Genomic DNA, 24,335 nt, shown 5'->3' with positions numbered 1-24,335 from the left:
ACGGATCGGCGGGCTGGCGGGCGCCTCAGTAGCCGTGCGTCTCCGTCACCTTGCCGCGGAACACGTAGTAGGAATACGCCGTATAGCCGAACACGGCCGGCAGCGCGATCAGCGAGCCGATCAGCAGAAACTGCTGGCTCTCCGGCGCGGCGGCCGCCTCCCAGAAAGAGATCTCGTGGGGGATGATATTCGGCCACAGGCTGATCGCCAGCCCGGCGTAACCGAGCGTGAACAGGCCGATGGCCAGCAGGAACGGCGAGGCGTGCCCGTCGCCCGTAGTCTTGCGGAACAGCAGGTAACCTGCCACGGCCGTCAGCACCGGCACCGGCGAGAGATAGAGCAGGTTCGGCATCGTGAACCAGCGCTCAGCGATCTGGTTTTCCAGGAATGGCACCCACATGCTGATCACCGCCAGGAACATCACCACCGAGGCGAGCAGCGGGACGGTCACCCGCCGCGCCCACTGCTCGAGTTCACCCGGCGCCTTCATGATGAGCCAGGTGCTGCCGAGCAGGGCGTAGCCCGCCACCATGGCGAGGCCCACGATCAGCCCGAAGGGCGTCAGCCAGTCGAAGGTGCCGCCCACATAGCGCGTGCCCTCCATGGCGAACCCGCTCACGAAGGTGCCGAGGATGATGCCCTGGAAGAAGGCGGTCACCACCGAACCGCCGGTAAAGGCCAGGTCCCAGAGGTGACGGTTCCTGCCGGATTTGAAGCGGAACTCGAAGGCCACGCCGCGGAACACCAGTGCCAGCAGCATGAAGATGAACGGCAGATAGAGCGCCGGCAGCACGATGGAGTAGGCCAGCGGGAACACGGCGAACAGTCCGCCGCCGCCCAGCACCAGCCAGGTCTCGTTGCCGTCCCAGATGGGCGCCACCGAGGTCATCATGGTGTCGCGCGCCTCGTCGTCCGGGGCGAACGGGAACAGGATGCCCGTACCGAGGACGAAGCCGTCCAGCAGCACGTACATGAAGATCGCCACGGCGATCAGGACGATCCAGATCAGTGGCAGCCAGCCGCCTTCCATCACGTGCCCTCCTCTGCCGGCCTGCCGGCCGCCGACAGCGGCCGGCGGGGCGTGCCTTGCTCCGGCTCGCCCTCGACCTCGCCCGGTCCGCTGCGGATCAGCTGCAGCAGGTAGTAGATGCCCGCACCGAAGACGACGCCGTAGACCAGGAAGAACAGGAGCAGCGACGTGGCCACGCTGGCCCCGGGCACCGGCGACAGCGCGTCGGCCGTGGTCTGCAGCTCCCACACCACCCAGGGCTGACGTCCGATCTCCGTCGTGAACCAGCCGGCCAGGACGGCGATGAACCCGGTCGGCCACATCCACGTGTAGAGCTTCAGCAGCCAGCGGGTCTCGTAGAGCTTGCCGCGGATGAGCTGCACCACGCCGGCGCCGGCGGCGAACAGCATCAGGACGCCCAGGCCCACCATGATGCGGAAGGCCCAGAACACCGGCGCCACGGGCGGCCGCTCGTCCGGGGGGAATTCCTTCAGCCCGGTGACCGGCGCATTGATGTCGTGTTCCAGAATCAGGCTACCCAGCCCCGGGATGCCCAGCTGGAAATGATTGGTCTCGTTTTCCTCGTCCGGTATCGCGAACAGGATAAGCGGCGCCCGCGGCTCGGACTCCCAGTGGGCCTCCATCGCCGCCACCTTCTGCGGCTGGTACTCCTTGGTGTTGAGACCGTGGAAATCACCGATGAGTACCTGTGCCGGGACCACGATCGCGCCGAAGATCACCGACATGAAGAACATGTGCCGGGCACGCTGCCGGAAGCGCCCCTCCAGCAGGTAGCGCGCCGAGACCGCGCCGATCACGAAGCAGGTGGTGAGATACGCCGCCAGCGTCATGTGCACCAGGCGATACGGGAAGGACGGGTTGAAGATGATCTGGAACCAGTCCACGGGGTAGAAGATGCCGTCCTCCACCCGGAAGCCGGCCGGGGTATTCATCCAGCTGTTGGCCGAGAGGATCCAGAAGGCCGAGATCAGCGTGCCGAGGGCCACCATGCAGGTGGCGAAGAAATGCAGGCCCTTGCCCACGCGGTTGGCGCCGAACAGCATGATGCCGAGGAAGGTGGCTTCGAGGAAGAACGCCGTCAGTACCTCGTAGCCGATCACCGGTCCCAGTACATTGCCGGTGGCCTCCGAGAAACCGCTCCAGTTCGAGCCGAACTGGAAGCTCATGACGATGCCCGAAACCACGCCCATGCCGAAGGACACGGCGAAGATCTTCAGCCAGAACTTGTACAGGCTCATGTAGGCCGGCTTGCCCGTCTTCAGCCACAGCGCCTCCAGCATGACCAGCCAGCTGGCGAGGCCGATGGTGAAAGCCGGGAAAAGGATGTGGAAAGAGACGGTGAAGGCGAACTGGATGCGTGCCAGCATTTCGGCTTCCATGGGATCCTCGCTCCTCCTGAGATGCTGTCGGCCACGCGCATGAGCGCGTTTAGAACGAGTCTAAGGGGTTGGCCCGACACGGGAATCCGGAGATACCCGTATCCGGGCGGGGCTGCGCCGATACGCCGTCTCGACAGGGTTCAGACGGCAGGCTTCTGGCGGGAGTCCCGCTTGCGGTCGCTCTCCGTCAGCAGCTTCTTCCTGAGCCGGATGCTCGCCGGCGTGACCTCCACCAGTTCGTCGTCGTCGATGAACTCCAGCGCCTGCTCCAGCGAGAAGCGGATGGGGGTGGTCAGCAGGATATTCTCGTCGGAGCCGGCCGCGCGGATGTTGGTGAGCTGCTTGGCCTTGGTGGGGTTCACCACGAGATCGTTGCCGCGGCTGTGGATGCCGATGATCATGCCCTCGTACACCTCGGCGCCGTGGCCGATGAACAGCCTGCCCCGCTCCTGCAGATTGAACAGCGCATAGGCGAGCGCCTTGCCCTGCACGTTGGAGATCAGCACGCCGTTGATGCGCTGGCCGATGCCGCCCTCCACCGCGGGGCCGTACTCGTCGAAGACGTGGTGGATGAGGCCGGTGCCGGCCGTGGCGGTCAGATACTCGGTGCGGAAACCGATCAGGCCCCGGGACGGGATGCGGTAGTCGAGGCGCATGCGGCCCTTGCCGTCCGGCTGCATGCCCAGCAGTTCGCCCTTGCGTTCGGCCAGCCGGCTCATCACCGCGCCCTGGTAGTCCTCGGCGAAGTCGACGGTGAGCAGCTCCCAGGGCTCCAGCCACTTGCCGTCCTTCTCGATGCGGATGACCTCGGGCCGGGAGACGGCCAGCTCGTAGCCCTCCCGGCGCATGTTCTCGATCAGCACGGAGAGGTGCAGCTCGCCCCGGCCGGAGACCCGGAACTTGTCCGGATCCTCGGTGCGATCCACCCGCAGGGCCACATTATGCTTGAGCTCCTGATCCAGCCGCTCGCCGATCTGGCGGCTGGTGAGGAACTTGCCCTCCTTGCCGGCGAACGGCGACTTGTTCACCTGGAAGGTCATGCTGATGGTCGGCTCGTCCACCGACAGCGCGGGCAGGGCTTCGGGATGCTCCCGGTCGCACAGCGTGTCGGAGATGTGCAGGGTCTCGATGCCCGAAAAGGCGACGATGTCTCCGGCCGAGGCGGACTCGATCTTCTGCCGCTCCAGGCCGTGGAAGCCGTAGAGCTCCAGCACCCGCCCGGGCCGGTGCGAGCCGTGGGCGCCCACGATGGTGACCGAGCTCGCGGCCCGCACCGTGCCCCGGGTGATGCGGCCGATGCCGATCACGCCGACGTAGGGGTCGTAGTCCAGGCTCGAGACCTGCAGCTGCAGCGGCCCGTCGGGGTCGACGTCCGGCGCGGGCACCCGCTCGACGATGGTCTGCAGCAGCGGCGTCATGTCGCCGTCCGTGACGTCGGGCTCCAGGCCCGCGTAGCCGCCCAGTGCGGAGGCGTAGACCACCGGGAAGTCCAGCTGCGCGTCGGTGGCGCCGAGACGGTCGAACAGGTCGAAGGTCTGGTCCAGCACCCAGCCGGGGCGCGCGCCGTCCCGGTCGATTTTGTTGATCACGACGATGGGCGTGAAGCCCCGCGCGAAGGCCTTCTGGGTGACGAAGCGGGTCTGGGGCATGGGCCCGTCCACGGCGTCGACCAGCAGGAGCACGCTGTCCACCATGCTGAGCACCCGCTCCACCTCGCCGCCGAAATCGGCGTGGCCCGGGGTGTCGACAATGTTCACCCGCCATTCGCCCCAGCGGATGGCGGTGTTCTTCGACAGGATGGTGATGCCCCGTTCCCGCTCGAGGTCGTTCGAATCCATGATGCGCTCGCCGAGATCGGCGCGCGCATCCAGCGTGCCGGACTGCTGCAGTAGCCGGTCCACCAGGGTGGTCTTGCCATGATCGACGTGGGCGATGATGGCGATGTTGCGCAGACGATTGACCTTGCTCATGTCAGTGCACGCAGGCCTGGCCGGCCGCGAGGCAGCGGACCAGGGCCGGGCCCATGCTGGCCGCGTCGGGCCGGCGAGGATCCGAGACGCCGTAGAAATAGCCGTCCCGGTACATCACCGACTGCAGGCTGCCCATGGACCAGCGGGCATCCGCCAGCTCGTGACCGCGGGCGCGCAGCAGCGCCAGCGTGTCCGGGCTGAAGCCGGGTTCGATGCCCAGCACGTCCGGCATCCACTGGTGATGTACCCGTGGTGCGTGGGTGGCGTCCGCAATCCCCATGCCGTGGTCGATCACGTTCACCAGCTGCTGCAGCACGGTGGTGATGATGCGGCTGCCGCCGGGCGTGCCGGTGGCGAGCAGCGGCTCGCCGTCCCTGAAGACCAGCGTCGGCGTCATGGACGACAGCGGCCGCTTGCCGGGCTCGATGGCGTTCGCCTCGCCGCCGAGCAGGCCGAAGGCGTTGGGCACGCCGGGTTTCGCCGAGAAGTCGTCCATCTCGTTGTTCATCAGGATGCCTGTGCCGGGAATGGTGATGCCGGAGCCGTAGGAGAAGTTCAGGGTATAGGTGTTGGCCACCGCGTTGCCGTCGGCGTCCATCACCGAATAGTGGGTGGTGTCCCGGCTCTCCGCCGGCGGCGCCGTGCCCGGGCGGATCTCAGTGGAGGGTGTCGCCTCGTCCATGTCGATGGCGTCAGCCAGTTTCTTCGCGTAAGCCTCGCCGGTGAGCCAGTCGACCGGCACGCCGTAGTAGTCGGGGTCGCCGAGGTGCTTCGCGCGGTCGGCGTAGGCCCGGCGCATGACCTCGGCCAGCAGGTGCAGGCCGTCGGCGCTGCCGTAACCCAGGTCCGCGACCGGGAACCGCTCGAGCACGTTCAGCATCTGCACGATGTGCACGCCGCCGGAACTGGGCGGCGGCATCAGCGCCACCCGGTGGCCCCGGTATTCGCCCACCACCGGTTCGCGCTCCGCCACGCGGTACCCGGCCAGGTCCTTCAGGGTGATCAGCCCGCCGTTCGTCTGCATCTCGGCGGCGATCTTCTCCGCGATGGCACCCTCGTAGAATGCGGCCGGGCCCTCGCGGGCGATCAGCGCCAGCGTGGCGGCCAGGTCCGGCTGGCGGAAGCGCTCGCCGCGCTGCCAGGCGGTGCCGTCGGGCTTGAAGTAGGTGGCGGCCGTCGCGGGATGGCGCAGCAGCCGCTCGCTCCAGCGCTGCAGGCTCCAGGCCATGTCGTGGCTGACCAGGAAGCCGTCACGCGCCAGTTCGATGGCGGGCGCGATCACCTCCGGCCAGGACATCGTGCCGTAGCGGGTCAGGGCGTGATGCATCCCCGCCACCGTGCCCGGCACGCCGGACGCGCGATGGCTGAACCGCGACGCCTCCTTGTCCACGTTGCCCTCGGCATCCAGGTACATGTCGCGGCCTGCCGCGGCCGGCGCCATCTCCCGGTAGTCGATGGCGATGGTGCGGTCCTCTTCGGCGAGATGAACCAGCATGAAGCCGCCGCCGCCGAGATTGCCGGCGCGGGGCAGCGTCACCGCCAGGGTGAAGCCCACCGCCACGGCCGCGTCCACGGCATTGCCGCCCTCGGCGAGTATGCGCGCGCCCACCTCGGTGGCGATGGCGTTCTGGGTGGCCACCATGCCCTCGGCATCGATCACGGGGTGATGGATGGCGTCGTAGCGGATGATGGGCTCGCCGACGGGCTCCCGCGCCTCGAGGGCGGGGGCCAGCGCGAGCAAGGCGGCGGTGAGCGTCAGCAGGGGGCGTGCGAGCAGGCGTGGCAACATGTACGGGAGTTCTCCTGGCGCCGCGGGGGCGCCCGTCCGGGTCGGTGCAGCCCGTCAGTATAACGCGGCCGGATGATGTAGCATCTCCGCCCGATAACAAAGATGCGTCGGGGAGAGAGCATGGATCTGGACCAATGGCGGCATCGCGGCCGCCGGGTGAAGGCGGGCGGCCACGAGCTGTTCCTGATGGATACGGACCCGGCCGGGGAGCGCCCGGGCGCGATCTTCTTCATCCACGGCTTCCCGACCGCGGGCTGGGACTTCCACCGTCTCTTCCCCGGTCTCGAGCCCGGCTACCGGCTCGTGGTGCCGGACATGCTCGGCTTCGGTTTCTCCGACAAGCCGAAACGCCACGATTACACCATCCACGAGCAGGCGGACCTGCTGGAAGAGCTGATCGCCGGCCTCGGTCTGGACCGCTTCCACGTGATGGCCCACGACTACGGCGACACCGTGGCCCAGGAGATGCTGGCGCGGGAGAACGCGAGGCCCCGCGAGGAACGCCGGTGGCTGTCGCTGTGCCTGCTGAACGGCGGCCTGTTCCCGGAGACCCACCACGCGCGCCTCTCGCAGAAGCTGCTGCACGGTCCGCTGGGCCCGGTGATCGGCCGGCTGATGAGCCGGGGCACGCTGGAGCGCAACCTGCGCGCCGTGTTCGGGCCGCAGACGCCGCCGTCGGCGGAGGATCTCGACGCCTTCTGGACACTGATCACCGAGAACCGCGGCGACTACATCGCCCATCGGCTGATCCGCTATATCCGTGACCGCCGCCGCCACCGCGAGCGCTGGGTGCAGGCGCTGCGGACGGCGGCGATCCCGATCCAGCTGATCAACGGCTCCATGGACCCGGTGTCCGGCGCTCACATGGTGGCCCGCTACCGGGAACTCGTGAGCCAGCGCGACATCGTCGAGCTGCCGCGGATCGGCCACTACCCGCAGGTGGAGGCGCCGGAGGAGGTGCTCGCCCACTACCGGGAGTTTCTTGATGCGCATTTCCCCGCCGGGGAGAATGCCTGACCCGTAACCATTGCCCGCAGAGGGGGAGGAATCGCCGGTGACCGACAAGTTCTGGGATCTGCTGATCCGGGGAGCCAGGGTATTCGACGGCTCGGGAGAGCCGCCGAGGGTGGAGGACGTCGCCGTGCGCGACGGCCGGATCGCGGCCCGGGGCGTCGGCCTGCCGGAGTCCGGCGCGGCCGAGGTGATCGACGCCGACGGCAAGTGGCTGATGCCCGGCCTGCTGGACATCCACACCCACTTCGATCTGGAGGTGGAGATTGCCCCCGGCCTGCCCGAGGCGGTGCGCCACGGCACCACCACCGTGGTGGTAGCGAACTGCAGCCTGGGGCTCGCCTTCGGCAACCAGCGCCGCAACGGCGCGGACCCGGTGGTGGACTGCTTCGCCCGGGTGGAGAACGTGCCAAAGCACGTGCTCTCCAAGGTCGCGGACCAGGCCGACTGGCACGACAGTGGCGCGTATCTGGAGCACCTGGACTCGCTGCCGCTCGGCGCGAACCTCGTCACGATGATCCCGCACTCCATGCTGCGCATCGAGGTAATGGGGCTCGCGGACAGCATCAGCCGCGAGCCCACCGAGGCCGAGCTGGACGAGATGGCGGCGCTGCTGGACAAGGGCATGCGCCAGGGCTATGCGGGCTTCTCCACGGATGCCCTGCCCTTCCACTATCTCGCCAACGACCCGCACCGGGACCGCAAGATCCCCACCCAGTACGGCAGCTACGGTGAGCTCAAGCGCCTGACCGGAGTGGTGCGCCGCCACGGCCGCGTGTGGCAGGCCACGCCACCAAAGGACAGCGTGAGCCAGACGCTCAGGAATCTGCTGCTCACCAGCGGCCGGCTGCACGGCAAGCCGCTGAAGACTACGGTGGTGGCCGCACTGGACGTGGCCACCAACCGGGGCATCGCGAAGCTGGGCATGATGCTCGCGCGGCTGCTGAACTCGCGCGCCGTCGACGGGCGCTTCGCGCTGCAGGCACTGGCCGGCCGCTTCAAGGTGTGGTCCGAGGGGCCGATCAACCCGATCTTCGAGGAGATCCCCGTCCTGCGGCAGCTGAACATGACCGATCTCGAGGACCGGGCGGCCCGCCGCGCGCTGCTGGAAGATCCGCTGTTCGTCCGCGACTTCCGCGAGATGTGGCACAAGGGCAAGAGCGGTTTCGGTCTGGACGCGATCAAGCGGCGGCTGAAGCGCGAGGACCTGGCCTTCGGCCGTTCCCTGGAGGACATGGTGGTGGACACGTGCCCGGTACCGGACTGGTCCGGCGAGGCGATGTCCGACATCCACGAGCGGCTGAGGAGCTGGCAGGCGGGCGATCGTTCGATGGCCCGATCGGAGACCGAGAGCGAGGCTTTCGCCGCGTTTCCGGACCCGATACGGGACGACGCCGATTTCTTCCTGCACCTGCTGAAGGTCTACGACACGGACCTGTACTGGTACATGATCACCGCCAACCGGGATGCGGAGATGACCCGCAAGCTGATCATGCACCCGAAACTGCTGCCCGGCTTCAACGACTCGGGCGCGCATCTCACCAACATGGCGTTCTACGACTGCAACCTGCGGGCGCTGCAGCTGGCCTCGGCGGACGGCGACGAGGGCGTGGCCTACATGGTGCGGCGGCTGACCCGGGACCCGGCGGAATTCTTCGGCATCCCGGCCGGACGCATCGATCCGGGCTCGGCGGCGGACATCACCATCGTGGACCCGGAAGCGCTGGCCGGCTACGACGCGGAAGCCAACATCCGCAGCGTCTATCGGGAGGACTTTGAGCACAGCCAGCTCGTGAACCGCTCCGACGGCGTAGTGCCGTGGGTGATCGTCGGCGGGCGGGTGGTCTGGCAGGGCGACGCCTACACGCCGGTGTTCGGACAGGAGAAGTGCGGCCGCGTCCTGCGCGCCGCCTGAGTGAGGGGGACGGTCGGCGCGATTCGTATGCGCCGACCGTCCCCGCGACGATGCTGACGAGGCCCCTCTAGAGGATCCTCTCTCGACGTGCCTCAGTCGCCGATCGCGAGCGGCATGCGCGCGCGGCCGAAGTTGGCCTTCGAGGGCTGCGCGCCGATGACCTCCAGCGTGTAGGCGCCGGGCCCGGGGGGCGTGACCGCGCCGTCGAAGCGGCTGGGCTCGCCCGCATAGTCCAGGGCGCCCGTCGCGACGACCTTGCCATCGCGGAGCAGACGCGCCGTGAGTTCGACGGTGCCGGCGTCCCAGAGGCCGCCCGGGGTAAGCGGACAGCCGCACATCATGCCGACGTTCACGAGCACCCGGACGGGCTCGTCGGCGGTGCCGGCGGCTGCCTCCAGGATCTCGATGTTCAGTCCGTGCAGCGTCAGCACGACGCCGTCGCCGGTGATCTCGGCGCCCGGCGTGACCAGCATCTCGGTGGTCGCCCGCATGCTCGCGTCCGGATTACCGAGCGGGCCGGTCGCGCCGATGCGCACGACCGTCGGCTCGTCGATATCGAATTCCGCCACGAAGACCGCGGCGCCTTCGGTGTCGAACAGCACGGTGTCCCGTTCCTGGGGATCGAGCCGCATGATCCGCTGCGTATCGCCGGTGGCGCCGCGGTGGGCGCCCTGGGCGAGCATCTCGCCGGTGGCGGCGTCCGTGACCGTCACCCAGGCGCCGCCGACGCCGCTGCCGATCAGCTTGGCGTCCTGGGACAGGACGTGCACGGGGATGCGGGTGGTCTCCGCGCCGGCCGCCGCGGGCATTGCCATCACCACGGCGATGACCATGGCCATCGCCAATGTCGTCGTCGTGGCCAGCCACGTCATCGTGGCGTTCACCAGTTTCCCTGCAGGCATCTGATCCTCCTGTGGTCGTTGCAGCCCGGTGTGCCGGGTGGATAGGGATGGGCCCGTCGGCATCAGCGCACGACGAACGCACCGCGAAGGTCACCGGCACTGTAACCGGTCGCGCGGTCTTGCGGGTAGCGCTTCGCAATCGCTTCGGCTACCGCCTCCGGGACGTCGCTGCCGTGGCACATCAGGCACGCCGGCTCGGCCACGATGGGTTTCATCCAGAGGAAGTCGCCGCCGTCGCTCGCGAAGGGTTCCAGCGCGGCGGCGGGCGTGCCGGCATCGATCTTGTTGCGCCACAGCTCCAGCACCGCGCGCTCGCGGGCGTCCGGGGCGTTGTCGGGATTGCGCGTCTTCAGGCTGGTGCGCGACACCGTGAGGCCGGCATCCGCCGAGACCTCGCGCGCGATCTCCGGCGCCTCCTCCGAACATACGCGGATGGCCGCGACGGGGCCCTCGCTGCCCATGGTTTCCATCAGGCGGGACTTGAGCCGCTTGCCGAGTTCGGCGGCTGCCGCCCGGGCTTTCTCCACCTTCTGCGGGGATACCTCCGGCGCGCCGGGCTCTGCCGGCGGTTCGGCGCCGCAGGCGGTGATCAGCGCGGCAAGCGCCAGCGCGCCGGTCAGGCGGCCGGCGCGCCGGGCAAACAAGTTGGAAAAGTTGCGAAAGTTCGGTCCGGCACCTGTCATGTTGTTGCCAGTTCCTTCTCGGTGCGCATGCCGAGTTTATGCATGACCATCGCGGCCGGGCAGAAGCCGGTGAAGGCGCTCTGCAGCAGGTTCGCGCCCACGAAGACCGTGAGCCAGACGAACCAGGGGTGCACGAAGTAGGTCAGGAAGACCGAGAGCAGGACCATGAAACCTGCGAATGCGAAGATGCCTCTTTCGACTGACATGATGATTTCTCCTGTAGTCTGAATTGTCGCTCAATAGTTGTAGCGGATACGCACGTAAAGATTGCTGTTGTCTTCGAGCTGGCCGAAGAACGTGTGATCGTCCCGGCCGCCGAACCAGTTGCCGCCGGCGGTGAACTGCCATTCGTCGCTCTGGCGGAATGTCACCGACGGGCGCAGGTAGAAGTCCTCGTCCGAGGGCGAGAGGAACGTGAACAGGGACAGCGTCCAGCGGTCCTGGTCGATGCGGTAAGTGAGCCGGTTCGTGAGCACCTGCCGGTACTCCTCGGGCTCGAACTGCGGCGTCGGCGAGTTCGCGATCAGCGTGTCGTGGTCCCGGGTGTACTCCACGTAGTACTGGAAGCCGGCGGTGAAATTGGCCACCAGCTCGCGCTCGAACCCGGCCAGGAAGCGCACCTGGCTGTTGGGGACGGCCGGGTCGTCGCCGTCCTCGTCGTCCCGGGAGTCGTACCAGGCGAATTCCGCATTGAAGAGCCCGGACCACAGCGGCAGCCGCACGCTGGCGCCGAGCGACGTCAGCGGCGCGAAGGTCAGCCGGCCGTCGGCGTCCACCGCCGTCGGCTGCTTGAAGTAGCCGTGATAACCGTAGGCGGCGTATTCCACGCCGCGCACCGTCTTGTAGAGCCGCAGCGCCAGCTCGTACCGGCTCGGCTCCACCGCGCCGATCGGCGGGTCCGGCGCCACCACCTGCCCGGCCAGGGGCGAGAAGAACGAGAAGCGCTGGCCGGTCAGATACTCGTCGGGTTGATAGCGGGGCGTCCAGGCAACGTCCACGTTGGCGAGGTCGTTGTAGAAGCCCACCCGCACGGTATCCGACGGCGCCTTCAGGTATTCGTCGTCCCGGCCGGCGAAGAAGGAGACGAAGTCCTTCGGGAACAGGTCGTTCAGGAACAGGAGATCGCCGGTGCCCCAGGTGAGCACCTGCCGGCCGGCGGTGACGTCGATGTCCTCCGTCGGCGAGAAGGCGACGGTCAGGTCGCGTACCTCCACCTCGAAGTCGCTCGTCACCGCGTCGTACCAGACGTCGCCCACGGCATTGGCCTCGAGGGCGTCACCAATCCACTCGGCCTCCGCACGCAGGCGGGCATCGCCCAGCGTCATGCGCCGGTCCACCGGGCCGTCGCTATCCGCCCGCATGCCCGCGGCGAGTTCCGTGAATCCGGTAAAGACGATGCCGCCGCCCTCGTCTTCCCAGCTATCTTCGAAGGAGTTTCCCCAGCCCTCGGCCCACTCGTCGCCGCTCTCCTCCGCCCACGGGTCCTCGCTGCCCTCGCTCGCCCGCTCGTCCGCCCCCTCATCCGCCCACGGGTCTTCCTCCTGGGCGGCGGCGAGGCCGGCGGCGAGCATCACCATCAGCATCAGGGCCGCCAGCAGTACGATGGCGAGGACGCGTGGCATCAGCTGCCGCCCTCCGTGCGCTCCAGCCACTCGCGGGGCGGGCGGCGCAGCGAGCGCTCGGTGAAGATATCGGCGGGCAGGCCGATGTCGTAGTCGATGAAGCGGAACTGCATGAGCGTGTAGCCGCCCAGCGACTTGTCCTCCACCCGGCTCTTCGTCACCGTCGGGAAACCCTCTATGGTCTCGACGGCCCCCGCCTCGATGGTCCGGTACGTCTCGCCGGCGGCGTTCCGGTACTCGATGCGCATCGGCAGCCAGGTCTCCTTGTCGATCCAGGTCGTGTAGTCCTCGAACTCCACCATGTCCGGGTCCTTCGGGACGTGGCGCAGCACGTAGTAGTCCTCCGTCTCCTCGACGAACTCGTGCTCGTCCTCCTCGGGGCTGCGCCCGGAGACGTCCTCGTAGAAGTAATGGGCGCCCACGAAGCTCGTGCGCTTGTCACCCGCGGAGATGCGCTTCACGAGATCCAGGCCCGGCAGGTAGAGCCAGCGGTCGTCGTCGCTGCCGACGTGCTTCTTCACCAGGAAGGTCGTGCCGCGCACGTCGGAGGGCCGGCTGAACACCACCAGGAACTCCTGGTCGCCGCCGTCCTCGATGTCCCGACGCAGGATGGTGAACTGGCGGCGCTGCTCGCGGCCCTGCTCGTCGTAGATGATCATGCGCACCTCGGAGCGGCCGCCGTCGCCCGCGTAATAGGCGGCGAGATTGGCTTTCTCGACGATGGTGTCGACATCCGGGGTGGACTGGGCGGCCGCCAGCGGCGGCAGCGCCAGCAGTGCCGCCAGCAGTGCCGCGGGCATTGCCGCGAGCCGGGTCGGTTTCGTCTTCAGGTCGGTCATGGGTCTTTCTCCTTGCCTCCGCCTCTCTCTAGTCATTCGACGAGGCCTCGGCGGTAGGGTTCTCTCCCGGGAAGAACAGGCGTCGCGCGACGCCCAGCAATCCCGGCAGCAGTATCAGTGTGGCGACGCCCGAGATGGCCATGATCGAGGCCATGAAGGCACCCACCGTGATGTAGGGCACCAGCGGCGCCAGGAACAGCGGCGTGAAGCCGAGCGCGATGACGATCGCGTTACGGGATATCGCCCTCGCCGGCTCCTCGAACACCGCCTGCGCCGCCCGGGCGAAGGAACCGAGCTCCGCGTGCAGCGAGCGCATGCGCTGGATGAAGTGGATGGCGAAGTCGATGGACAGCCCCAGCGTCAGCGACGAGAGCACGGCGATGGGCATGTCGTAGTCCTTGCCCACCCAGCCGATGAGTCCGTACACGCCCAGGATGGTCGCGGACAGCGGCAGCATCGCGAGCACGCCGAAGCGGATCGAGCGGAACAGGAACGCCATCATCAGGAACACGACGACGAAGGCGGACAGCAGCGCATAGAGCATGCCCTCCACCATCTCCTGCTGCCAGACCCGGTTGATGTAGGTCTTGCCTGCCCAGCGCGCGCTCACCGCCTCCGGCAGCGGGTTGTCGTCCAGGTAGTCCCGGGTGGCCTCGATCACCCGCTCCATGTCCTGGTTGTCGCCGCTGGTGAGCTGCAGCCAGAGCGTGGTCTGCTGATAGTCCGGCGTCACCATGTGCCAGAGATCCTGGGGCCGGTGCGAGGACTGGAACTGCAGGAGCGTCTGCGCGACGCCGCGCTGGGAATCCGGTATGCGGTAGTCTTCCGGCTCGCCGGTCCTGAGCTCGCGGTTGACCGTCTTCACGACGTCCGGCAGCGCGTTCACCTTGCCCACCTTGCCGGTATCCACCAGCGCCTGCTGGAGACTGTCGATCATGGCCAGCGCCTCGGGGCGCTGGAAGTAGTTCGAGCGCGACGACGCCTGCTCGGCCGTGGAGAGGATCTCCTCCAGCGTCTCGATGTCGTCGTCGGCGCTCACCTCGAACAGCGCATCGTCCGCGGCACCGATCACCCGGTCGAGCCAGGCGCCGCTCTCGTCCTCTTCCGCGTCGACGGCCTCGCGCACGGCGTCCAGCGCCGGGCCGGAGCCGAGCTCTCCGGCGAGCTCCCCGAGTTCGCGGCGGGTCTCGGCCCGGTTGGCCTCGTTGTCGTAGCTCAGCACCAGATAGGCATCGTAGGTGCCCGCGAAGTGATCGTTCAGCACCCGGTCGGCGATGCGGATGTCGTGGCTGGACTTGAACCAGCGCACCGGGTTGTCGTTGATCTGGATGCGCATCACCCCGGCGACGCTCAGTGCCACCACGATAGCCGTGACCGCGAGGATCAGTTTGCCGTTGGCGAACGCCGCAGAGCCCGTCCTGCGCAGAACCCGGGCGAGCAGCGTGTCGCTCTCCTGCTCCTCGGTGCCGAGCCGCGCCAGCACCTTCAGGCTGTCCGGCTTCATCCGCACCACGTAGGCGGGGATGAACACGATGGTGACCAGGAAGGCCAGCAGGATGCCGAAGCCGACGAACGCGCCGAATACCCGCACCGGCGGTATGGGCGTCAGCAGCAGGGAGAAGAAGCCCACCGACGAGGTCAGCGAGGTGAACAGCATCGGCCGGAACAGGTGGCCGACCACCTCGCGGATGGCCTTCTCGGCGGATTCGCGTCCGCCGTAGCGGTCGGCGAACTCGGACATGATGTGCACCGAGTCCACCACGGCGATCGGCATGAGGAAGATCGGAATCATCGAGCTCATGATGTGCACGGTGAAGCCGAGGCCGATCAGCAGCCCCATGGTGGCGATCACCGTCACCATGGCCACGATCATGGGCGCGATGATGAGCCGCACGCTGCGGAAGAAATACCACATCAGCAGGAAGATCATCAGGCCGGCCAGCGGCGCCGAGATGGCCATCTGCACGAACATCTCGTGACCGAAGGTGTCCTCCGCCACCGGCAGGCCGGTGATGTGGATCTCCTGGTCCGGCGCGTGCTCGGCGGCCAGCGCCCGGATCTGCTGCGACAGCGTATAGCTCAGGTCCTTGCTCTCGATGGGCACGTAGATGGCCGCGGCCTTGCCGTCGCCGGAGACCAGCGTGTCCCGCAGCATCGGCAGGTCTTCCACGTGGTCGCGCAGCGCCGCCGCCTCCTCCGGGGTCTCCGGCGGCTGCTTCATCATCCATTCGAAGCGCAGCTGACCCTGCTCGCCCTGGGTGATGTTGTCGGCCACGGCCAGCGACATGAGGTCGGGCCGGATCACGCCGTCGAGCTGCAGGATCTCGTCCGTGAGCCTGTGCAGCGCCGTCATGCTCTGCACGTTGTAGACGCCCTCGGGATGACTCGTGTTGACGAGGCCGACCACCAGCGCGTCGTGCAGACGGAAGGTCTCCTCCACCCGGTTGTGGAACACCCGGTCCGTCTGGTCGTCCGGCAGCATGTTCTCCGGATCCGTGTCGATCTGGATGCGCGGAATCTGGGATCCCAACAGCACCGTCAGGAGCACGGTGAGGACGTAGACGATACGGGGCTTGCCCGTGGCCAGCTGCATCAGGGGTTGTCTCATGAGGGCTGCCTCAGCTTGTCGACGCCGAGCAGACGCATCACGAGCCGTTCATACACGGGCTCGGTCTGGCCGCGGCGTACCTTGCGCAGGAAATACTTCTCGAAACCCACCTTGGCGAGATGCACCCACTTGCCCTCGCCGGACCAGTTGGTGTTGCGCGGCGGGATCTGCGGCAGCGCCACGAAGGCCACGCCCCGGTCGCCGAAGTCCGCCAGGCAGACCGCGTTCCAGGTGGCCCGGTGGCCCGGCTCCCGACCCGCCATGGCATCGGCGATGTTGTGGGTGGCCGCCGTCGCCATCGACTCGATCATGTAACCGGTCTTCGGCGTGCCCAGCGGCACGGTGGTGGGCCCCACCGGCGGGATGGCGACGCAGACGCCGATGGCGTAGATGTTGGGATACTTCGGGTTGCGCTGATGGTCGTCGATGACCACGAAACCGCGCGGGTTGACCAGCCCCTCGACGTCGCGCGCGGCGTCGATGCCGCGGAACGCGGGCAGGATCATCGCATGGCGGAATTCGATGTCGTGTTCCTGGCCCACCTTGTCGGCGGAGGCCATCTCCGACACCCGGACGCGGCCGTCCGTCACCTCGTCGATGCGCGCGTTGGTCACCCAACGGATATGGCGTTCGCGCAGCTCGGATTCAAGCATGCTCTTGGTGTCGCCGACGCCGTCCAGGCCGAGATGGCCGATGTAGGGCTCCGGCGTGACGAAGGTCATCGGCACCCGGTCGCGGATCTTGCGGCGCCTGAGCTCCGTCTCGAGGATGAACGCGTACTCGTAGGCCGGGCCGAAACACGACGCGCCCTGGGCAGCGCCCACCACCACCGGGCCGGGGTCCGCCACCAGCTTCTCGAAGTCGTCCATGGCCTGGCGGGCATGATCGGTCTTGCACACGGACTGGGTGTAGCCGTGGGGTCCGAGGCCCTGTATCTCGTCGAAGGCCAGGGCCGGCCCGGTCGCGATCACCAGGTAGTCGTAGTCCACGTTCTCGCCGTCGGCCAGCTCGATGCGGTTTTCCTCCGGGCGCACCTTCGCCGCCGCCTTGCCGATGAAATGGACGCCGTGGCGGCCGAGCGCGTCGGCCAGATCCACGCGGATGTCGGACGGCTCCCGCCAGCCCACCGCCACCCAGGGGTTGGACGGCGTGAATTCGAAATACGGCAGGTCGCTCACGACGGTGATGCGGGCCTTGTCGGACAGCGCCTGCTTCAGCTCGTAGGCCTGGGTGATGCCGCCGAGACCGGCACCGAGTACGACGATATGTGTCATGTTCCACTCCCTGGGAATGCGTCGACGGGAATCTTCAGGTAGGAGACGCCGTTGCCTTCCGCGGGCGGCAGGCGGCCGGCTCGGATGTTGATCTGGATGGCCGGGATGATCAGCCGGGGCAGGCCGAGCCCGGAGTCGCGCTCCTCGCGCATGCGCACGAACTCCTCGCGGGAGACGCCGTCGCGCAGGTGGCGGTTGTGTTCCCGCTGCTCGGCCACGGTCGTCACCGAGCGGGGCTCGGCGGCCTCGGCCGGATAGTCGTGGCAGAGATACAGGCGGGTCTCGGGCGGCAGTTCGAACAGCCGCCGGACGGATTCGTAGAGCCGGCCCGCATCCCCGCCCGGAAAGTCGCAGCGTGCGCTGCCGTAATCGGGCCGGAACAGCGTGTCGCCGACGAAGACGGTGTCCTCGCCGACCCGGTAGGCGATGCTGTCGTCGGTGTGGCCCGGCACCGCCATGACGCGTACCGGCAGCTCGCCGATGGAGAAGCCGTCGCCGTCCGCGAACAGGCGGTCGAACTGGGAACCGTCGGCGGGGAAATCGGGTCCCAGGTTGAAGGTACGGCGGAAGTTCTCCTGCACGTCGCGGATGCCGGCGCCGATGCCGACGGGGGCGCCGGTCCGCTCCTGCAGATACTCGGCCGCCGTCACGTGATCCGCGTGCGCATGAGTCTCGAGGATCCAGGCGACGCGCAGGCTCTGCCGTTCCACCAGGGCCAGCAGGGCATCCACCGATTCCGTCGAAGTGCGCCCGGAAGCCGGGCAGTAATCCAGCACCGGGTCGATGACCGCTGCCTGCCGTGTGGCCGGATCGGACACCACATAGGAGAACGTATTGGTGTCTTCGTGGTAAAAAGTATCGACTTTCGGGGTGCTCACGGGACAAGCTCCGCTGTTCATCTCGGATATTATATTTGTATATTATAATTTGGCCATATACAATCGTGGTTATTACGGAATCGGAGGGGACCAGGCGATGCCGTCGAAATCCGTAGAGGCGCCCTTTAGGGCCGCGGCCGAGCGCGATTTCTCGGAAATCCACGAGCACGCGGGAGAAGCCGCGCAGCTCATGAAAGCGCTGTCGAACGAGAACCGGCTGATGATCCTCTGCACCCTCGCCGGCAGCGAGATGACCGTGGGTCAGCTGAACGACCGCATCCCCATGAGCCAGTCCGGACTGTCGCAGCAGCTCGGCATCCTGCGCCGCGAGGGCCTGGTGAACACCCGCCGGGATGCCCAGAGTATCTATTACTCGCTGGTCCCCGGCCCGGCCACGGAGATGATCAACCTCCTGCACGACATCTACTGCGGCACCGACGCCTGACCCATGTAGGAGGGCCTTCAGGCCCGATCCGGCTCTTCTGACCTCTGACTGCGGCATCCTTCTATCGGGGTCGGCCCGCCATCGACTGGGGCGGACTACGGGGGACGCTCATGTGGGAGGGCCTTCAGGCCTGATCAATCGCGGCTGAAGCCGCTCCTAACATCGTCTATCGGCTCCAGTCGGTCCGGACGACCCCCGCAGCCCGCCCCAGCCGCTGACGGGCCCGTAGCCGTGAGGTTTGGCACCAGTCAGCAAGCGCTCCTGACTGGCGTTTCCTTCACGCCGCCACGAGCACGGCCGTCATGCGGGGGTATCCATCGCCGCGACCTTTTGTCGGGAGCAAGATGGATACCCCCGAAGGGCGGCCATAATAGAAGGGAATCGGGCCTGAAGGCCCTCCTACGGGTCGGTCAGCGGTTTCGGTGGGTGTGGGTGGTGATCAGGTCGGTGAGCTGGTCGTAGAGGCCTTCCGGGAGGTTGTGGCCCATGCCCGGGATCAGCTCCAGGCGCGCGTCGGGGATGTGCTCCGCCGTGTCCATGCCCCCTTCCACCGGCACCAGCGGGTCGTCCGTGCCGTGGATCACGAGGCTCGGCCGGCGGATGGCCCGCAACCGGCTGCGGCGGTTGCCGTCGGCGATGATCGCGCCCACGTGGCGCATGATGCCTTCGGGGTAGTAGGCCCGGTCGTAGGCCTCCTCCGCGTGGGCCCGGATGGTCTCCCGGTCCACCGGATAACGGGGGCTGCCGATCAGCTCGATGGTACGCACCGCGTGGGCCACCACCTCCTCGCGGCTGGCGTCGGCCGGGCGGGCCTGGAAGATGTGCTGGCGTACCTCCCGGCGCGGCCGCGGCAGCGAACGGTGGCCGCTGGTGGACATGATGGAGGTCAGCGACTGCACCCGCTCGGCGTGCTTCGCCGCCAGGATCTGGCCGATCATCCCGCCCATGGACACACCCACGACATGTGCGCGCTCGATATCCAGGGCGTCGAGCAGGGCGACGGCGTCCAGCGCCATGTCGGAGAGCGTGTAGGCCACTTTCTGGCGCATTCCCAGCAGGCCGCGGAACACCACCGTGGGTATGGCCGGCGTGCGCAGGTGGCCGAAGCGGGTCGAGAGCCCGGTGTCGCGGTTGTCGTAGCGGATCACCCGGTAGCCGGCGTCGGCGAGCAGCCGGCAGAACGGTTCGCGCCACGCGAGCAGCTGCATGCCGAGCCCCATGATGAGCAGGATGGCCGGGGCATCGCGCGACCCGAACTCGTCGTACTCGATCTCGACTCCGTTGGCATCGGCTCTGGGCATGGGCGGCTCTCTCCGTTTCGAGACGGCGATGAAGAGTAACGAAAGCCCGGAGGGGCTGCCAGCCCGCGGCGTGGTGCTACACTGCAGCATGGCCATGCCGGCAGACGACGCAGACGACACGCTGGCGTTCCGCCAGCTCGGACCCGCGGACATCCTCGACTCCATCGAGGCGCTGGGATTCCTTGCCGATGGCCGCCTGCTGGCGCTGAACAGCTACGAGAACCGTGTCTATCAGGTGGGCATCGAGGACGGCCCGCCGCTGGTCGCCAAGTACTACCGCCCGGGCCGCTGGAGCGACGAGGCCATCCTCGAGGAGCACGCCTTCGCGCAGGAGCTGGCGGACGCCGAGATCCCGGTGGTGGCGCCGATGTCGATCGACGGGCGGACCCTGCACCGCGTCGGCGGGTTCCGGCTGGCGGTGTACCGGCGCCACGGGGGTCACGCGGCCGAGCTGGACGACGCGCGGCTCCTGCGCCAGATCGGCCGGTTCACGGCCCGGCTGCACAACTGCGGCGCGCGGGAGCCCTTCCTGCACCGGCCCACCCTGGATATCGAGAGCTTCGGCGACGCATCGCGGGAGTTCCTGCTCGACGAGAGCTTCATCCCCGACGAGCTCGCCACCTCCTACGATACCCTGAGCGCCGACCTGCTCGCCCGCGCCGAGCACTGCTTCGAGGCCGCGGGCGAGGTGCGCCACCTGCGGCTGCACGGCGACCTGCATCCGAGCAACCTGCTGGTGCGCGACGAACAGGTGCACATCGTCGACCTGGACGACGCGCGCATGGGTCCCGCCGTGCAGGATCTCTGGATGTTCCTGTCCGGAGACCGGGAGGAGCAGACGCCCCAGCTGGCCGAACTGCTGGCCGGCTACACCGAGTTCCGGCCGTTCGAGGCGCGGGAGCTGCGCCTGATCGAGGCGCTCAGAACGCTGCGCATCATGCACTACGCCGCCTGGCTCGCGCGCCGCTGGGAGGACCCCGCCTTCCGCATCGCCTTCCCCTGGTTCAACACCCAGCGCTACTGGGGCGAGCACATCCTGGCACTGCGCGAGCAGGCCGCCCTCATGGACGAGGAGCCGCTCCCCTGGACGGAGCCCTGGTAGCCCGGCGCCTCGCTTCCTGCGATCGAATCTTTCGCTTGTTAGCATGGGGCTTTGGCCCTATTCTCCGCGTCCCGGCGGCCCCCTCGGGTGAGCCGGACGCCCATGCCATCCGGAGGTCCCCGCAATGACTGCCATCACGGACTTCGTCCACCACCATTTCCGTCACTTCAACAGCGCCGCGCTCGTGGACGCCGCCGACGGCTATCGCCGCCATATCGATACCGGCGGCAAGATGTTCATGACGCTCGCGGGAGCCATGAGCACGGGCGAGCTCGGCCTGTCGCTGGCCGAGATGATCCGCAAGGACAAGGTGCATGCCATCTGCTGCACCGGTGCCAATCTGGAGGAGGATCTCTTCAACCTGGTGGCCCACGACCATTACGTACGCATCCCCGGTTACCGTGACCTGACCCCGGAGGACGAGGAGCAGCTGCTCGCGCGCCATCTGAACCGCGTGACCGATACCTGCATCCCCGAGGACGAGGCCATCCGGCGCATCGAACACGCCGTGCTGAAGGAATGGCAGACGGCCGACAAGGCCGGCGAGTCGTACTTTCCCCACGAGTTCCTGTACCGGCTGATCCTGTCCGGCGAGCTGGAGGAGCACTACCAGATCGACCCGGCTGACAGCTGGCTGGTGGAGGCCGCGAAGCGGGACCTGCCCCTGTTCGTGCCCGGCTGGGAGGATTCGACGCTGGGCAACATCTTCGCCTCCCACTGCATCACCGGCGACGTCGGCAACGTGCACACGGTGCGTAACGGCATCGAGTACATGATCGCGCTGGCCGGCTGGTACCAGAACACCTGCGCGGACGCCTCCATCGGCTTCTTCCAGATCGGCGGCGGCATCGCCGGTGACTTCCCCATCTGTGTCGTGCCGATGATCGAGCAGGATCTGGGCAAGGAAGACATCCCCCGCTGGGGCTACTTCTGCCAGATCAGCGACTCCACGACGAGCTACGGCTCCTACTCCGGCGCGGTGCCGAACGAGAAGATCACCTGGGGCAAGCTCTCGGCCGACACGCCGAAGTACATCATCGAGTCGGACGCGACCATCGTCGCGCCCCTCGTTTTCGCCTGCGTGCTGGGTATCTGAGGGCCGCCGATGAGCGAGCAGAGCGACGCGCGGCCGCTCCCCGAGAGCGCCGAGGCCTGGACCATCGCCGACACCGCCGAGTTCTACCGGGTGGAGGTCTGGGGCGACGGGTTCTTCCTGATCGACGGCTCGGGCCACGCCGCCGTGCGCCCGGACGAGGAGAGCGATATCGCCATCCGCATCGCCGACGTGGTGGCGGACCTCGCCGAGCGGGGCATCCAGCCGCCCGTGCTGCTGCGCTTCCAGGACGTGCTGCGCTCGCGCGTGCGGCGCATCAACGAAGCGTTCCGGCGGGCCATCGAGCGCCACGAATACGAGGGCGAGTACCGCAGCGTCTACCCCATCAAGGTCAACCAGCTGCACGAGGTGGTCGAGGAGGTACTGGACGCCGGCGAGCCCTACGGCCTGGGCCTGGAATGCGGCTCCAAACCGGAGCTGGTGGCAACCCTGCCCCACCTCACCCGTGACGAGACGCTGCTGATCTGCAACGGCGTGAAGGACGAGAGCATGCTGTCGCTGATCCACGCGGGTCAGCGCCTCGGCAAGAACGTCATCCCGGTCATCGAGAAATTCGGCGAGTTCGAGCAGTGGATGGCGCTCACCGCGGCCAGCGGGACCGTGCCCGCGTTCGGCGTCCGCGTGCGGCTGACCACTGCCGGCGCCGGCCGCTGGGCGGAATCCGGCGGCGACCGCTCGAAGTTCGGCGTCTCCATCCCGGAACTGGTGACGCTGCTCGAGCGGCTGCGCGAGAGCGGCCGCGAGGAGGCGTTCGTGCTGCTGCACTTCCACGTGGGCAGCCAGGTCTCCGACGTGCAGGTGCTGCGCAGCGCGGTGAAGGAGATCACCCAGGTCTACGCCAAGCTCACCCGCCGCGGCATCAACATCCGCTATATCGACGTGGGCGGCGGTCTCGGCGTGCGCTACGACGAGGGCGAGGAGAGCGGAATCACCTACAGCCTGCAGGAATACGCCAACGCGGTGGTCTCGGCCGTGCACGACGTGTGCGAGGAACAGTCGCTGCCCCACCCCACCCTGATATCCGAGAGCGGCCGCGCCATCACGGCGCACCATTCGGTGCTGGTCGTGGAGTCCCTGGGCAGCTACGGCAAGGACATGATCGCCGACGACTTCCGGCCCGGCGACGAGGACCATGCGCTGGTGCAGAAGCTCTACCGGGTGCTGGACCGGCTGCGCCGGCGCACCGCGCAGGGCAAGGCCGGGCCGGCGCTGCTGACCGAGGCCTACCACGAGTGCCGGGACGTGCGCCGGGATGCCGAGGCCAGCTTCCGCCTGGGCTACATGCCGCTGGAGCAGCAGGCACTGATCGAGCGGCTGTTCTGGAGCGCCTGCGCGCTCATCGCCGAGGGGCTGCGCGCTGCCGAGCTGGACCCGCCACCGGCGGAGCTCGGCATGATCGAGGAGGCGCTGGTGGACCAGCACCTGTGCGACTTCTCGGTGTTCCAGTCCATGCTGGACCACTGGGCCATCGGCCAGACCTTCCCGCTGATGCCGCTGGCACGCCTCGACGAGCGCCCGGAACGCCGTGCCGTGCTGGTGGACCTCACCTGCGATTCCGACGGCAAGATCCACCACTACGTCACCGCCAACGCGGACAAGACCTACGTGGCGCTGCACGACCCCCGCCCGGGCGAGCGCTACTACATCGGCCTGTTCCTGATGGGCGCGTATCAGGACATCATGGGTGACGCCCACAACCTGTTCGGCCGGGTGGCCGAGGCCCATGTCTATGCCGACGACGAGGAGCCGGGCAACTACTGGGTGGAGAAGATCATCCCGGGCACCCGGGTGCAGGAGATCCTGGGCCAGGTGCAGTACTTCGCCAACGACCTGGAACGGCGCATGAGCGCGCTCGTGCGCGAGAAGATCAACGCCGGCGTGCTGCGCCCGAAGCAGGGCATGGACATCCTCGACGAGTACATCCGCACGTTCGCCCGCTCCACCTACGTGGAGCACGACTAATTCATGTAGGAGGGCCTTCAGGCCCGATTGTGTGATGAATCGGGGCTAAAGCCCCTCCTACATGCCCATCAGCGGGTCGGGCCTGAAGGCCCTCCTGCAGCAGGACAAAAAAGGCCGCCCGGGGGCGGCCTTTTCGCGTCACAGGATCGCGCGGAGCGCGAGCCTCGATCAGTAGCGGTCGCGACGCTGGGGTCGGTCCTCGCGCGGACGCGCCTCGTTCACTCGCATGTTCCGGCCCTGCAGGTCCTGCTCGTTGAGCGCCTCGATGGCTGCCGAGGCAGCACTCGAATCCGGCATCTCGACGAAACCGAAACCCTTGGAACGGCCCGAGAACTTGTCCATGATCACGTTTGCACTGGAGACTTCGCCGTACTCGGAGAAGACTTCGCGGAGGTCGTCGGAGGTCACGCTGTAGGCCAGGTTACCGACATAGATATTCGTCATCTTTCAATCACTCTGCGGTCCGTAGAACAACACCGTCAGGGCAGCCAGACCGCCGAGCTTCTGACGG

20 protein-coding genes are annotated in these 24,335 nt (G+C 67.7%); 6 read left to right on the top strand and 14 right to left on the bottom strand.

Going from position 1 to position 24,335, the window contains the following annotated elements; translation table 11 throughout:
• Positions 1 to 25: 25 nt before the first annotated feature.
• The 4 genes from cydB to ggt all read right to left on the bottom strand — a co-directional run bounded on the left by cydB (position 26) and on the right by ggt (position 6,168).
• Entirely contained in the window at positions 26 to 1,030 is a 1,005-nt protein-coding gene (gene cydB, locus ACJMK0_RS08285; protein WP_405237279.1) for a cytochrome d ubiquinol oxidase subunit II, read from the bottom strand.
• Positions 1,030 to 2,409 carry a cytochrome ubiquinol oxidase subunit I gene (locus tag ACJMK0_RS08280; RefSeq protein ID WP_405237277.1) on the bottom strand — a complete coding sequence of 460 codons (1,380 nt, stop codon included), beginning with the start codon at positions 2,407 to 2,409 and terminating at the stop codon, positions 1,030 to 1,032. The genes cydB and ACJMK0_RS08280 overlap by 1 nt, the downstream gene beginning before the upstream one ends.
• Before the next feature lie 140 nt (positions 2,410 to 2,549).
• A complete protein-coding gene (gene typA / locus ACJMK0_RS08275; protein ID WP_405237275.1) occupies positions 2,550 to 4,379 on the bottom strand; it encodes a translational GTPase TypA in 1,830 nt (609 codons plus the stop codon).
• A gap of 1 nt (position 4,380) precedes the next feature.
• Positions 4,381 to 6,168 carry a gamma-glutamyltransferase gene (gene ggt, locus ACJMK0_RS08270; RefSeq protein WP_405237273.1) on the bottom strand — a complete coding sequence of 596 codons (1,788 nt, stop codon included), beginning with the start codon at positions 6,166 to 6,168 and terminating at the stop codon, positions 4,381 to 4,383.
• A 120-nt stretch (positions 6,169 to 6,288) separates the two neighbouring features.
• On the opposite strand from ggt, the gene ACJMK0_RS08265 reads away from it, so the two are divergent.
• Together ACJMK0_RS08265 and ACJMK0_RS08260 are read left to right on the top strand one after the other, a co-directional pair.
• Positions 6,289 to 7,185 (top strand): alpha/beta fold hydrolase, encoded by an 897-nt coding sequence (locus ACJMK0_RS08265; RefSeq protein ID WP_405237271.1) that lies wholly within the window; start codon positions 6,289 to 6,291, stop codon positions 7,183 to 7,185.
• A 37-nt stretch (positions 7,186 to 7,222) separates the two neighbouring features.
• Positions 7,223 to 9,094 carry an N-acyl-D-amino-acid deacylase family protein gene (locus tag ACJMK0_RS08260; protein ID WP_405237269.1) on the top strand — a complete coding sequence of 624 codons (1,872 nt, stop codon included), beginning with the start codon at positions 7,223 to 7,225 and terminating at the stop codon, positions 9,092 to 9,094.
• 92 nt (positions 9,095 to 9,186) lie between these two features.
• On the opposite strand, the gene ACJMK0_RS08255 is transcribed toward ACJMK0_RS08260, so the two are convergent.
• The 8 genes from ACJMK0_RS08255 to ACJMK0_RS08220 all read right to left on the bottom strand — a co-directional run bounded on the left by ACJMK0_RS08255 (position 9,187) and on the right by ACJMK0_RS08220 (position 17,900).
• The gene (locus tag ACJMK0_RS08255; protein ID WP_405237267.1) at positions 9,187 to 9,996 is read right to left on the bottom strand and encodes a hypothetical protein; all 810 of its coding nucleotides are present in this window, start codon (positions 9,994 to 9,996) and stop codon (positions 9,187 to 9,189) included.
• A gap of 62 nt (positions 9,997 to 10,058) precedes the next feature.
• Positions 10,059 to 10,679: a Tll0287-like domain-containing protein gene (locus ACJMK0_RS08250; RefSeq protein WP_405237265.1), complete on the bottom strand. Its 621-nt coding sequence runs from the start codon at positions 10,677 to 10,679 to the stop codon at positions 10,059 to 10,061.
• Complete coding sequence (locus ACJMK0_RS08245; RefSeq protein ID WP_405224527.1) at positions 10,676 to 10,885, bottom strand: YgaP family membrane protein; 210 nt, start codon at positions 10,883 to 10,885, stop codon at positions 10,676 to 10,678. The genes ACJMK0_RS08250 and ACJMK0_RS08245 overlap by 4 nt, the downstream gene beginning before the upstream one ends.
• A 30-nt stretch (positions 10,886 to 10,915) precedes the next feature.
• Positions 10,916 to 12,301 (bottom strand): hypothetical protein, encoded by a 1,386-nt coding sequence (locus tag ACJMK0_RS08240; RefSeq protein WP_405237263.1) that lies wholly within the window; start codon positions 12,299 to 12,301, stop codon positions 10,916 to 10,918.
• Positions 12,301 to 13,140, bottom strand: a complete 840-nt coding sequence (locus tag ACJMK0_RS08235; RefSeq protein ID WP_405237261.1) for an outer membrane lipoprotein-sorting protein — start codon at positions 13,138 to 13,140, stop codon at positions 12,301 to 12,303. Before ACJMK0_RS08235 ends, ACJMK0_RS08240 begins: the two co-directional genes overlap by 1 nt.
• A gap of 28 nt (positions 13,141 to 13,168) precedes the next feature.
• Positions 13,169 to 15,748: an efflux RND transporter permease subunit gene (locus ACJMK0_RS08230; protein WP_405237259.1), complete on the bottom strand. Its 2,580-nt coding sequence runs from the start codon at positions 15,746 to 15,748 to the stop codon at positions 13,169 to 13,171.
• A complete protein-coding gene (locus ACJMK0_RS08225) occupies positions 15,745 to 17,022 on the bottom strand; it encodes an NAD(P)/FAD-dependent oxidoreductase (RefSeq protein ID WP_405237257.1) in 1,278 nt (425 codons plus the stop codon). Before ACJMK0_RS08225 ends, ACJMK0_RS08230 begins: the two co-directional genes overlap by 4 nt.
• Complete coding sequence (locus tag ACJMK0_RS08220) at positions 17,019 to 17,900, bottom strand: MBL fold metallo-hydrolase (protein WP_405237256.1); 882 nt, start codon at positions 17,898 to 17,900, stop codon at positions 17,019 to 17,021. Before ACJMK0_RS08220 ends, ACJMK0_RS08225 begins: the two co-directional genes overlap by 4 nt.
• Positions 17,901 to 17,997: 97 nt before the next feature.
• Here ACJMK0_RS08220 and ACJMK0_RS08215 point away from each other — a divergent pair, with 97 nt between their 5' ends.
• On the top strand, positions 17,998 to 18,345 hold the full coding sequence (locus tag ACJMK0_RS08215) for an ArsR/SmtB family transcription factor (RefSeq protein ID WP_405237255.1): 348 nt from the start codon (positions 17,998 to 18,000) through the stop codon (positions 18,343 to 18,345).
• Positions 18,346 to 18,755: 410 nt separating this feature from the next.
• Here ACJMK0_RS08215 and ACJMK0_RS08210 read toward each other — a convergent pair whose 3' ends face one another.
• Positions 18,756 to 19,646 carry an alpha/beta fold hydrolase gene (locus ACJMK0_RS08210; RefSeq protein WP_405237253.1) on the bottom strand — a complete coding sequence of 297 codons (891 nt, stop codon included), beginning with the start codon at positions 19,644 to 19,646 and terminating at the stop codon, positions 18,756 to 18,758.
• An 88-nt stretch (positions 19,647 to 19,734) separates the two neighbouring features.
• Between ACJMK0_RS08210 and ACJMK0_RS08205 the strand changes: the two genes are divergently transcribed.
• The 3 genes from ACJMK0_RS08205 (at position 19,735) to speA (ending at position 23,824) form a co-directional block, all read left to right on the top strand.
• Entirely contained in the window at positions 19,735 to 20,748 is a 1,014-nt protein-coding gene (locus tag ACJMK0_RS08205) for a serine/threonine protein kinase (protein ID WP_405237927.1), read from the top strand.
• A 124-nt stretch (positions 20,749 to 20,872) separates the two neighbouring features.
• Positions 20,873 to 21,844, top strand: a complete 972-nt coding sequence (locus ACJMK0_RS08200; RefSeq protein WP_405237251.1) for a deoxyhypusine synthase family protein — start codon at positions 20,873 to 20,875, stop codon at positions 21,842 to 21,844.
• A gap of 9 nt (positions 21,845 to 21,853) precedes the next feature.
• Positions 21,854 to 23,824, top strand: a complete 1,971-nt coding sequence (speA, locus tag ACJMK0_RS08195) for a biosynthetic arginine decarboxylase (RefSeq protein WP_405237249.1) — start codon at positions 21,854 to 21,856, stop codon at positions 23,822 to 23,824.
• 168 nt (positions 23,825 to 23,992) lie between these two features.
• Here the strand turns inward: speA and ACJMK0_RS08190 are convergent, their stop codons facing one another.
• Positions 23,993 to 24,268: an RNA recognition motif domain-containing protein gene (locus ACJMK0_RS08190; RefSeq protein ID WP_405231905.1), complete on the bottom strand. Its 276-nt coding sequence runs from the start codon at positions 24,266 to 24,268 to the stop codon at positions 23,993 to 23,995.
• Between the last annotated feature and the right edge of the window lie 67 nt (positions 24,269 to 24,335).

The organism is Lentisalinibacter orientalis (assembly GCF_040706535.1).
GTDB lineage: Bacteria > Pseudomonadota > Gammaproteobacteria > Steroidobacterales > Woeseiaceae > Lentisalinibacter > Lentisalinibacter orientalis.
Note: the sequence above shows the minus strand (reverse complement) of the source record. Positions and strands in the feature narration are given on the sequence as shown.